5 protein-coding genes and 2 pseudogenes are annotated in these 12,812 nt (G+C 40.5%); 2 read left to right on the top strand and 5 right to left on the bottom strand.

Going from position 1 to position 12,812, the window contains the following annotated elements; all coding sequences use genetic code 11:
- Positions 1-196: 196 nt before the first annotated feature.
- Positions 197-3,289: pseudogene (locus tag AFK68_RS46925) on the top strand (LamG-like jellyroll fold domain-containing protein); the annotation flags it as partial.
- A gap of 3,107 nt (positions 3,290-6,396) precedes the next feature.
- Here AFK68_RS46925 and AFK68_RS29335 read toward each other — a convergent pair.
- The 5 genes and pseudogenes from AFK68_RS29335 to AFK68_RS29320 all read right to left on the bottom strand — a co-directional run bounded on the left by AFK68_RS29335 (position 6,397) and on the right by AFK68_RS29320 (position 11,698).
- Positions 6,397-7,155, bottom strand: a complete 759-nt coding sequence (locus AFK68_RS29335; protein WP_246844536.1) for a DUF3769 domain-containing protein — start codon at positions 7,153-7,155, stop codon at positions 6,397-6,399.
- A 16-nt stretch (positions 7,156-7,171) separates the two neighbouring features.
- Positions 7,172-7,583: pseudogene (locus tag AFK68_RS46920) on the bottom strand (DUF3769 domain-containing protein); the annotation flags it as partial.
- 1 nt (position 7,584) lies between these two features.
- A partial coding sequence (locus tag AFK68_RS46915; RefSeq protein ID WP_143438416.1) for a DUF3769 domain-containing protein occupies positions 7,585-9,395 on the bottom strand: 1,811 nt, incomplete at its 3' end.
- 740 nt (positions 9,396-10,135) lie between these two features.
- The gene (locus AFK68_RS29325) at positions 10,136-10,252 is read right to left on the bottom strand and encodes a photosystem II reaction center protein I (protein ID WP_011612663.1); all 117 of its coding nucleotides are present in this window, start codon (positions 10,250-10,252) and stop codon (positions 10,136-10,138) included.
- A 108-nt stretch (positions 10,253-10,360) separates the two neighbouring features.
- The gene (locus AFK68_RS29320) at positions 10,361-11,698 is read right to left on the bottom strand and encodes a hypothetical protein (protein WP_094677366.1); all 1,338 of its coding nucleotides are present in this window, start codon (positions 11,696-11,698) and stop codon (positions 10,361-10,363) included.
- Between the two features lie 857 nt (positions 11,699-12,555).
- Between AFK68_RS29320 and AFK68_RS37535 the strand changes: the two genes are divergently transcribed.
- Positions 12,556-12,723 carry a hypothetical protein gene (locus tag AFK68_RS37535; RefSeq protein ID WP_168186413.1) on the top strand — a complete coding sequence of 56 codons (168 nt, stop codon included), beginning with the start codon at positions 12,556-12,558 and terminating at the stop codon, positions 12,721-12,723.
- The last annotated feature ends 89 nt before the right edge of the window (positions 12,724-12,812 follow it).

Genomic DNA, 12,812 nt, shown 5'->3' with positions numbered 1-12,812 from the left:
GCAGCATAAATAATAAAATCACTAACTAAATATATCTGTTTTCATTTTATTTTTTTTGTAATCTAAGTTATTTCCCAACAACTCTAATGCTCATGACGGCACTATTTACGGTAATCGTAGCTGGGTTGCCTCGGAGGCAACCATTGGCGATCGTGCTGGAATCCGTCGTAGTAGTTTTTCTCTCACCGGACGTACTATGGTGGGTTCCTTAGCTGCCAAGCTTTATTATCAGCAAGAAGAGCAAGCTACAGGATACGACAACAACCGCAAACCTATGAAGAAAAATGCCCGCGTCATGGTGACAACGGCAACCCAGGACAGTGGTGGCAACGATCCGGCAGTAGCGACTCTAGATATTGCTGTTTCTCGGGAGGGACGACTAGCCGGACTGCCTGATGCTATTACACTCCCAGTGTTGGAAAAACCCGAAGCTAGTGCTAATCTGACGGAAATTACGAATCTAGAAGGAGAAATTCGGAATCTTACCGATGATATCAAGCAATTAACTGATGAAATTGCTAATTTGCAACTAGATGTGGCTCGTATTCCCTCAGTTACTGCTCAAAAAACAACTCTGAGCAACCAGAAGAATCATTTGTTCCAGCAGAAAACAGCGGCAGAGTCCAACTACATGAATTACTGGTGCGAACTCGAAATAAAATACAGTGGCCGAGTTGTTGTTGTAGAAACCAATGATTACGGTGCTTTATATCCTTGTCACAGAATCCCCAGCAATCATAGTCATACAGTCCGATCGCGATGGAAATTTATTTCCCTGAGCGATGGTCGTGTTCAACTTTACAACCAAGGGAAAAGTGTCTATATGAAAGCTGGTCGTCGTCTCCAGGGAGATGACTATGTAGCCAGCACTCGCAGTGGCTGGTCATGGGAATGGTCTAAATTTTATATAGAGAATGCGTCTAACGGATATATCAAACTTAGGAATCATGCGGGCGGGTATCTTACTCAGAATGGTAACGATATCATGAAAGGCTATAGTGCCTGGAATAACCAAGACTATCAAAAACTAAAACCATGTCCGATATTGAGCAGTCCTTGTAATAGCATTGTTAAAGACTTAGCTAATCAAGTTGTTACCAAGCAAAACGAATTCAATACCAAACAAACCGAACTCAATGACTTGTTAGCAAAGCAGAATACCTTGTCCGCAAAACAAAGTTTGAAACAAGAAAAACAAAATCTTCTGGCTGACAAAGAAAATAAGTTGGGGTTACTCACAGGGGGCGCAAAAAACGAAATCCGCTTATTAATGGGATTGCTTCATATCGATGCTTCTGGCTTAACGGTTAATGGTGGCTTAATGAAGTTTGCTACCGCTACTAATACCCCAACACTATTAGATGCTGCAACAGGAGAGTTAAACCTCTACTACCCCGATAATTATGGGCAGTTTATGGCAGCCTATTTCCAAACTTTAGTAGCTCGGACTCGCTTGCAATTCCCTGATAATAATGTCACCTTGTTTGCTCGTGTTGCAGGGAGCAACGCCATCAGTGCAACCATTAGTGATGGGAGTAGTGACGAAACCTGTACCTTAGCTATTACCCAAGCTATTCCCAATAGCGATCGTGGTATTACTGAAACTTGGACTGACTTGCCTCGTGTTCCCAAACAATTAGCTGATATCCTCAATGGCACAGGAGACAGGCCAGAAACGGTGACAGCAACAATTGTTCCTGCAAGCTATAGTGTTAAAAAGCGATCGCTGCTAGTGCTGGCATCAGTGAGTGACGATAGTAATAATGTGAGCAATGGACAGGGAACCATCATTACTGGAAGGGATAGCCTTTGGAGTGCCAATGCCCCAGGACGGGCTTACTACTTCGGCAGTGACAGTGATTTGCTCTCTTTGCCTACAGGAATGCTCCCCCAAACTGCCATGAAATCCGATCTGACGGTAGAAGCTTGGGTTAACCCTAGTGATACCAGTGATGCCACGGCTCGGTTATTGCATCATAACTCTAATACTGCCTCCTATACCCTAGTCTTGCAGGAAGCTAGCACCCAAAATGACCCTAAACACTACCACATTATTGCTGGTGTGAGTCAAGGAATGGCTCAGAATCATCAGGGACAGCGTTTCCTCAAGAGCAAAGAAACGATTTCTGCCGAAACCTGGAATCAAGTCGCCATGCGTTTCCGTCAGTCTTATGGCCTTCACTTTAACGGCTCAAGCTACCTTAATTGTGGTAATAACGAGATGTTGAATATTGGGGAAGACTTGACTATAGAAGTCTTTCTACAGCTCGATCGCCTGGGGATACATCAGGGCATCATTGGCAAAGGCTTCCTGGGAGAAGAACTCAAAAGTGTACCTTATCGCTTGTCTATCAACAGTAATAATAAGCTAGAATTCACCTTTGAAGATGCCGACGGAGGAGATCGGACCTATTATTCCACTCAAACTCTAACGACTGGAACCTTTTATCGCATTGCCGTGATTCGTAAGAAGGGCAGAACTCAGAAGGAAAATCCAGGTACCAAAACCATTACTTATGAGGAAGCTGATGGGAAGACCCAAACCCGCAATATTGATGTAGTGGAATCTGTAGATGTTGAGGAATGGTTTGATATTTCCCTGTATATCAACGGCGTACAACAAGGAAACCAACCAACTCGTTATGATGGGGAAGCCCCTCTAGGTAACGACGAACCCTTGGAGATTGGTCGTTGTTTGTCTTCTCCCCGTCAACAATACTACTTCCAAGGGATTATTGCTGAAGTCCGCCTCTGGAGTACCGCTCGCGAACAGAAAGACCTGGGCAAAAAGATTCAGGGAAACGAATCTGGCTTAGTAAGTTGGTGGCAGTTGGAAGATAAAGAAGGCAATGTTGCTACAGACAGCAAAAGTAACAACCACGGCAAAATTAAAGGCGCTCGTTGGGTGAAAAATCCAGATCCCAAAGGCAGTCCCTTTGACCTACTGTTGAATGGCTTACCCCTAGCAGCAGAAACTATAACATCAGGAATTCCCGCTTGGGGCGATAGCCAGTTCAGTATGGGGGGTTATCAATCTAATAATTCATCAACACAAAAATTCCGAGGCATTCTCGAAGAAGTTCGTGTCTGGCGCACCCTTCGCACTGATGAGCAAATTGGTGACAATTTATTTACTCGTCTCAAAGGAGAAAAACAGGATCTCTTAGCCTATTACACCTTCGACGATGGTTCTACCCGTGCTGACACAACCCAACTTCGGGACAATGGGCTACGAGGTAACCATCTGTCCTTACCTACTAACGAAACAGCACGTCCCAGGATATTCCTTNTGTCTGGCGCACCCTTCGCACTGATGAGCAAATTGGTGACAATTTATTTACTCGTCTCAAAGGAGAAAAACAGGATCTCTTAGCCTATTACACCTTCGACGATGGTTCTACCCGTGCTGACACAACCCAACTTCGGGACAATGGGCTACGAGGTAACCATCTGTCCTTACCTACTAACGAAACAGCACGTCCCAGGATATTCCTTTCCACTGCACCCATTGGCAATGATACCGCTGCGGTTCGTTCTGCCCTTGCTGGTGTACAAACCGACTTCCACGAACAAATTGATAGTACCCCTGGGGTCGTCGAATACGCTGATTTACAGCGAGACAACCGAGGCAATATGGGCGGGGTACTCAAGCGGTGTTACAGTTACTTACAAAACGGTCAGTGGCAGTTAGTCACGGGCTATAAGGTTGGTAATTTAGTTACGGAATGGATTGGCCAAGCACAGTTCGATCCCCAAGTAATTGGGTATGTAGAAGGTGCGCCCCCTGTACCAAGTGAAAACCTCAATCAAGCCATCATTGATGATATTACTGGGGTTTCAGAGCTTGAGGTAGTTGAGAGTGGCACAGTTACTTATAACTTGTCAGCTTCTAAGGAAGGCAGCTTTGATATGGGTTTCAGTGCTGCAGCAGCTATCACAACTCAAGGCAAAATTTCGATTATTACCGCTCCTTTGGGTATCGGTGTTGGTACAGATGTTGATATTTCTACAGCAACGGGAATGCACGGTGACTTTAATACTTCTGATAGTTGGTCTAACGAAGAAAGTCTAGGAACCAGCATCAATAAGACCCAAAGTCTTACTGTGTCCCTGGCAGGAAGCTTTGAAGAAGCTGGCAAAGAAGCTAACCAGGCCATTGGTCCTCGCGGTATTCCTGAAAATATCGGTTTTGCTTTGGTACAATCTCAGACAGCCGATATTTTTGCCCTGCGTTTAGCTCATAACAATGCCTTGGTTTCCTTCCGCATGATGCCTAATCCTGATATTCCTATTGATTGGAATATCATTCCCTTCAAGATAAATCCTTTTTATACTAAGCAAGGAACCCTTGATGGTCGCATTGGCTACGATGAAAATGGTGCTGTAGTTCTTGACGAAAGCTATGCTAATGCTCGCGGTTACGGTGAATATAGCTACTTTAAACCCAAGGAAGCTTACACTATCCAAAAGCGCATCGAACGGGAACAGCAACGCTTACTTCATTATTACGAAAACTGGGATACTGAGGTGGCTGGAAAAGGACGAGTCATTGGTGCAGCCGCTGGTGCAGCCGCAGGAATCTTAGCTGGTCCAATCGGTGTAGCGGCAGGTGCAGGTATAGGCGCGATGGTTGGTGGTATGGGGGATGTGCTTGCGTCTAAGACTTCCCTTGACCTCCCAGCAAAATTTGCTAAACGTAATATTGTCAATACTTACGTTTGGACAGCAGATGGGGGTTTCTTTGCCGAAACTACTGAGACAACGGATGTCAAAAGCGAAATCACTTCCGGATCTTTTAACTTTAGCGGTTCCATAGGAGGAAGTTTTAGTTTGGAAGTTGCCGCACCTGTAGGAATAGCACTCGAANCTAAGACTTCCCTTGACCTCCCAGCAAAATTTGCTAAACGTAATATTGTCAATACTTACGTTTGGACAGCAGATGGGGGTTTCTTTGCCGAAACTACTGAGACAACGGATGTCAAAAGCGAAATCACTTCCGGATCTTTTAACTTTAGCGGTTCCATAGGAGGAAGTTTTAGTTTGGAAGTTGCCGCACCTGTAGGAATAGCACTCGAATTTGACGCTGCACTAGGTGGTGGCATCAGTATGACCAAAACCAAGAGTAAGGACACTGAAAAATCCTTTAGTCTATCTGTTGGCCTTGGTTTGCCTCGCAATCTACAAAAATATACCTTGAATGATGAAGGAGATTGGGACGCAGTTTACAATAATGGTCAGCCTGTTAAAGCACCCGGAAAAGTAGATGCCTATCGCTTTAAGACTTTCTACCTTGATAGTTCTGAGCGCAACTTTGAGGATCTCTTTGGCAAGGTGGTCGATCCTGACTGGTTAGCTAAAAGCAATCATCCCAATGCAGCGGCTTTACGTCAAGCCAACCAGTCAGATAAAAAGCCCCCCTGTTGGCGAGTGTTCCATCGGGTTACTTTTGTTAGCCGTATTCTCCCTGATTTCCCCGATCCCACGGCAGCTCCTCTGGAAAGCACCCTGAAGGCGGAGAACATCAGTAGCAATTGGCAACTTATCCAAAAGCTCGATCCTTTTGTCCGCACTAAAACTCAGGATATTAGCATCTTTGGCGATGCGGTTCGACGGAGTTTGCAGACCTACTTACCTGAATTAGTCCCCCATAGTGAGGAGATTATCAGTTATCTCGCTTTGTATTACGGTATTGAAATTTAATCTTTTAATATCGGTACAATTCAATATTGTAGGGGTTTGGTGACCAAACCCCTACCAAANACCCTGAAGGCGGAGAACATCAGTAGCAATTGGCAACTTATCCAAAAGCTCGATCCTTTTGTCCGCACTAAAACCAGGATATTAGCATCTTTGGCGATGCGGTTCGACGGAGTTTGCAGACCTACTTACCTGAATTAGTCCCCCATAGTGAGGAGATTATCAGTTATCTCGCTTTGTATTACGGTATTGAAATTTAATCTTTTAATATCGGTACAATTCAATATTGTAGGGGTTTGGTGACCAAACCCCTACCAAACTTGGGGGTTTGATATCATCAGGACTTATATCAAATCCGGTAGTATCGATATAAAAAAGCGTATAAACCGGGTTTGTTTTAAATACCCCGCTGTATAACATCTACTTCCCACAAACCCGGTTTCTTATAACACTTCCATTGCCAGCAGATTTGATATTACGCATGAGGTACGGAAAAATAGGGTTTGAGATTGCTATCCGTTCCGGACTGCTCCGCAAACCCTGTCGGTTGCTATCGCAAAGCTGTCGCTTTTCATGTCGCGGAGCGAAACGCAATGACGAAAATACGTTTTACTGCGTAAGTCCCTATTATAACCTGATTTACTCCTTTTTGCGTAACATGAGCTGATAACTGATAACTGAAACGACTCCTTCTTCAAGTTACCTAACCACACCACCACCAACAGGTCGAACATCTTCCCCAGAGAATGGAGTTGTACCACCCTGCCAGTTGAAGTCACTGATCCGGAGGCTCAATGTACCAGTTCGTCGTCTGGGACTAAAACTTAATACTACCCCATAAGTACGACGACTATATTCTAATGTAATTCTATCGTCAAGAATATCACCATTTTCTAAGTTGATACCACTCTGATAGCCAGCCCGAAAACCTTTATAAATCTGTTGAACGAAACCAAATAAGAGGACATTTGTATCTTCCACCCGGTCAAAGAAAAAAGGTGACTGACCACTCAGACCAGTCTGACTATATGTTAAGTTAAATCCGGTATAATCAAAAAAGTCTCTGGAAAAATGCCCAAACTGTCCAGTAAACCCTATACTACCACGCACAAAAGATTGGTCTTCATCATTACTATAAAGGCTAGTTGCACCTGTAAGTCCTAATACCATTTGCACAAATGGAACTACTGGTTTACTGGTATATCTCAAACCCTGAGCCGGGGTAGCAGGTAATGGTTCACCACTCCAGATGGTTAGTGGATATCTTAGAGAGACTACACTCTGGAAACGACCCAGGTCAGCTCGCGATCTAGGGTCGCTATCATCATCATCGTCATCATCGGGTAGGGGTTCAAATGGTTGGAGGTCGGTTAACAATTCCCGGCGATCGGTTCTTGCATTAACTGATTGATACCCAGTCTGAAAACTGAGTTGAGCGCCTGTTTCACCTAATGGTATTAGGGGGGAAGTAAGNATCTTAGAGAGACTACACTCTGGAAACGACCCAGGTCAGCTCGCGATCTAGGGTCGCTATCATCATCATCGTCATCATCGGGTAGGGGTTCAAATGGTTGGAGGTCGGTTAACAATTCCCGGCGATCGGTTCTTGCATTAACTGATTGATACCCAGTCTGAAAACTGAGTTGAGCGCCTGTTTCACCTAATGGTATTAGGGGGGAAGTAAGAACAACGCCTGCACTACTGTGAACAGTTTGAAATCCTAAACTACCATTAAATAAGCGATCGCGATAACTATACTCTCCTGTTAAATTATAACCTTTGAATAACTGCCTTAGTCGAACGCTACCCCGAAAGTCATCTTCCTCTAAGTCGGGAAAATCTTTAAATGTGAGAAATGTGGCACGTCCTTGTAGTTGAGTTGTGGGNGTTTGAAATCCTAAACTACCATTAAATAAGCGATCGCGATAACTATACTCTCCTGTTAAATTATAACCTTTGAATAACTGCCTTAGTCGAACGCTACCCCGAAAGTCATCTTCCTCTAAGTCGGGAAAATCTTTAAATGTGAGAAATGTGGCACGTCCTTGTAGTTGAGTTGTGGGTGTTATGGCACCATTGACAGAAGCTTTGAGACCAATAACATTACCATCTATGGGGGAGTCGTCTTCACCGCCACCAAAAAATGCTCTTTCCAAGTAGTATTGAGGCGTTAGCCTGATTTGCAAAGGACCTGGAACAAACGGTTCAAATGTACTTTCAACAAATAAACCACCTCGATCGTCTTGGTCATAACCAATTTGAAGTGGGAGCGGGTCTCGTTGTTGGCGATCTATAACTGTTCGTTCGCGGAATAGTGGTAAACTAAAACGTTGGTCGAATACTAACCGGGATTTTTTGGTTATCAGTTCATCCTGAAAGGGAGATAGGGGTCTCAGTGTAGCGCGGTCTGACCTTAATTCTACTTCTGGGGGTGAAAACGGGTCATTGGTTAGTCGCAGATTTATTGCTTCCCAGGTACCAGCACCTAATAAGTTGAGACGGTCTGCTTCAAAGCGCAGTCGGTTAACTGTTCCTGACTGCTCTGGTAGTTCTAATGTAGGTTCAAATGTAAATTTTGCAGTTCCAGTAGCTTTGACTTTTGTTGGAGGTTGCGTAGCGGTAATGTTATCGCTTAATGATCTTGCCCCTAATGCTCCTACTCCTTCTGTTGTAGGGAGAGGTGATGACAAGCTTTCTTCTGCGTTTCCGACAAAAATAATTCCACTTGCTTGTTCAATTAATCCTTTGTCAAGGGTAAAGTTATATTCCATCCGTTCCCCAAGCAAGACTTGTCCGTCTTGAGTAAACACAGCATTTCCTGTGGCAAGAAGTTGACGAGTTGTTAGGTTAACTTGTACTTTGTCAGCACTAACTATTCCTTGACTAAATCGTACTGTTACTTTACCTTCTGCACTAATAAGTCGCCGTTCCTCGTTATATTCTTGGCGGTCTGCAGTTACTTCGACTACATCTGCTGGTAGAGGTATTTGAATGGGTTGTCTATTCTCTGAGTCTTGAGTTTGAGATTCTGGATCTGGTATAAGAATAGGGGTTCCTTCTTTTTTGTCTTCTGACTCTAGAGTGTCACTTTCGCGAATGGGTTGTTGGTCTTGGGGAAGGTTTGGTAGTTCTGGGGCGTTGTTTTCTCTGATGGTTTGCCCTATCTGAAATTTTGATGAAATTGGTTGTTTTGTACTACTAAAATTTTCTAATATTTTTCTACTATTATTAATATTGAGTGAGTTTGTTTGTTGAGTAGTTTGAGCTTCTTTTTGAGAGACACTATATTCTGAGAAATCTGAGAAGGAGTTGGAGGAGAATGTTTGTTTTCTACCTGAATTGATTTGGCTTTCAAGAGTAGAAATTCTCTGTGCTGATGATATATCTATTTCTATTGGTGGTCCAAGATTGGCTGAGGTTGTATGAATTGGACCTACTTTCTGAGTATGGTCAAAAGTTGAGGTAATTTGAGGAAATTTGTACACTACGGTTTCTCTGAACTCTTCCCCTGAGAAAGTGTTCTTTGCAGATATTCTAATTTCTTCTGAAACCTGGTTTAATTTTGGTGTTGGACGAGATTGATTTTGATTTGGAGTAGATAGTTCCTGTCGTGCCTCTGTAACAGATTGGACTACAGAGACTGAAGGTAGGGTTTGAACAATTGGAGGTAGTTCTGGAGGTGGCAGGGGGTAGGACATATTTCGGATAGAAATACTAAGTTCACGAGATTTAAAGATTAGAGTTCATCATAAACTTAAGAGCTAGAATTTTCACACAATATTTATCCAGTTAAAAGTCAAAAGTTAACTTCTGGAGGTTGATAATATTGTTGATGCTTTGATTTGAATTTTTTAGTTTTGCTTAGAATCAATATGGGATTTAATTTCAGGGATTGTAATCCATTTTTTTAGGAATTAATATAATTAAAAGATATTGATATTTGTTATTGTGAGCAGAGTCTGGTAAGATTCCTGAGCTTGAGATTATTCTTTTGCACTTTGTTCTACTCCCTAGTGCAGGATTGGAGAAATAATTAAGCAGTTACAAAATCCTCAAAGGCTTACTAATCAAAAGTATTGATTCTTAGTTTTTGACTTTTGATGTCTGCTTCTGGGGACTAAGGACAGCTCCTGAATAATTAACTAGAATTTATTTTCTATACCATATTCTATGAACTATGTCAAAAATTAGCCTGGAATGGAACACTTGATAACATTAGTGGACTTCCAGGCTGAAAAAGGCTCCCACAAGATTAGCATTTACTTGCCTCCTGCGGAGGAGCCACACTTCTATATTCAATATTTTCGATTTGAGGAAGGGAGCATTTTCGGCTTCTTCTCTATGACTATAATACTAGCTTTAATGCCAGGACTAATACCAAATTGAACGGTAGTCAATTTGGGGCAATTCTAGCATGGAAGCTAAAATTAATACCTATTTACTCCATGTCCCGACCACTAGGGTTCCGTGCGGGGTCATTGGATAAGAATCCAAAAATAAATAACAATACAAAGAACAGGACAACGATATTAACAACTATTTTCAAAGTCAGCATTTATTATTTCTCCTAAAGGGATGGGGTTTCAGACCGAATTTTTTCGATCAAATATCTACAACTTTCTTATCATATCTAAATGTTGACTCATTTTACCACAATCATTTGTCAAAAATTTTTCAACTTTTGTTGACACAATTGCCACACCTGTGCAACTAATTTTTCTAGCCAAGTCATAATTACATCAACCCACTCTAATATTATTTGTAGGGGATGTTTGACATACCCTACTGAAACTGATTCTACTTCTAACCAGTTTGCTTGGTGTTTGGGTCTACTTTGTGAGTTATAAGTTTGAACAGATATTTTTGTACTGTTTATGCTATAATTTATTTCCTGTTCAATTGTATGCCCATCTATATCTCTGAAAACTTCTTTGAATGCGATCGCCTCTTTTTTGGGAGAATTATGAGAATTTGAGATTTTCTCCTGAGAGAAGTCCTGATGTAAAGGGCAATTTTTCTCTTTTCCTAATTTTTCTACAGCTCCTGGGTTAATGACAGGTTTAGTTGTTAAAGAGGTGGCTAACTGAAATGTTCCTGGTTGACATGGTGATACTAATGAGGCAACTGTTGGTGTTTTATGTTGGGTAGCTAAAGGCTTTTGTTGGTTTTCTTGGCCTAGTTCTGCTTCTAACAATGACTCAAGTTCCCATTCTTCTTCTATGTTAAAAGGTAGTAGCAAACCATTTAATCCTAGACCTCTGGTAATTGGGTATAGATACTGTTTGCCTAAATTATGAATAAACTCACTGACAGTTAGATTTGAACTTGACAATAATGGCTGACTTTGGTAGGAAGTAAAATTTCTATTGTCATGTTTTGGTTTATTTTGGTCTAAAGCTATATTCGATTCCTCAAACAAATTGAACCACAAGGCAATTTTACTGGTTTGTACCCAAGCCATAATGTGCCAAATTCCTCCTAAATGTCCAAAGATTGGCACAAGTTCTGCACAGGGTTGAAGCTGTAATCTTACATTTTTTTCTATCTTGGCTGTTTGTAATATTAGAGGATTTTTTTGTTTTATCTTGGTCGAAATATCTGATACTTTATGATTTTTTACAATCTCTAATCCTGAGAAATCTTCCCACTGCATTCTAGGACTTGAGGGTTCTAATAGTTTAGGATCGGCTTGTGTTGAAATTAGTAATCTTTCCTGAATAGGTTTGTCAGGAGTTTGATGATTTTTACTAACTTTTTTACTAACTTTTTTATTTACTTTTTCTGTTATTTGTGGTATGTTAGTTATAGTTGTTTGTCGTAGTTGTTTGAGTGTTAGGCGAGAGGTTTGGAGCAACACATATATAGGATAAAGTAACAATTGAACTGTGTTGGTAGCTGCAAATTTTAAATGACGCCAGGTTGCATCGCTTCGATTTAATATTTGGCGATATTTTGTTGCAACAAAATTTAATACTTTACTTTGATAAGGACTTGATGTCATTTTCACTTAGATATTAGATCAATTAATTTTTCAGAGTTTACTTTAAAAAGAAGAAATATACCTTTTAGATTGTTTGAGGGAAAATAGAACAATTTAACTAAGAATCAAGGGACGTAATTAATCAAGCTTTTACAAGAGAAAAAAATAACAGGTTGAGTCTAGTTTTAGGTTTCTCAAGGAAAAGTTATAGATACTCAATATAACTATACCAGGAAATCATAAAATCATCTAATTTTTTATTCTATATTTTTTGATTCGGAAATTTCCACAAAAATTATCACATCAAATATCTGGTGGGAAAATCAGATAAATAGATTTTATCCTCAGGCTGAAATCTCAATTATTATTCTGGATTGAAAGATTATTTTGCTAGTATCTTTGATTTGAGAGGGGAAATATTTAGAGATTTTTTTGATTGTTTAAGTCAAATTTACCTAAGTCGAAAGCTGATACTTAAAGGGAATTTTGGGAAAGTTAGGCAGGAAGATAGAAAATGAAACCTAGTTTTATTTGATATCTGAAGTTGAATAAATCTCTAGATGCTTATGGTAAATTTATTAACCAATTAAGATTTTTTCGATTTTTTGATTCGGAAATTTCCACAAAAATTATCACATCAAATATCTGGTGGGAAAATCAGATAAATAGATTTTATCCTCAGGCTGAAATCTCAATTATTATTCTTTCTTTAACTCTTCTTTTTCTCTTCTCTTTTCTTTTATATCGGAAATATTTAGAGATTTTTTTGATTGTTTAAGTCAAATTTACCTAAGTCGAAAGCTGATACTTAAAGGGAATTTTGGGAAAGTTAGGCAGGAAGATAGAAAATGAAACCTAGTTTTATTTGATATCTGAAGTTGAATAAATCTCTAGATGCTTATGGTAAATTTATTAACCAATTAAGATTTTTTCGATTTTTTGATTCGGAAATTTCCACAAAAATTATCACATCAAATATCTGGTGGGAAAATCAGATAAATAGATTTTATCCTCAGGCTGAAATCTCAATTATTATTCTGGATTGAAAGATTATTTTGCTAGTATCTTTGATTTGAGAGGGGAAATATTTAGAGATTTTTTTGATTGTTTAAGTCAAATTTACCTAAGTCGAAAG

The sequence above is a fragment of the Hydrocoleum sp. CS-953 genome, from assembly GCF_002260545.1.
Classification (GTDB): Bacteria; Cyanobacteriota; Cyanobacteriia; order Cyanobacteriales; family Microcoleaceae; genus Trichodesmium.
The sequence above is the reverse complement of the archived record's forward strand: the minus strand, read 5'-3'. Positions and strand labels throughout refer to the sequence as shown.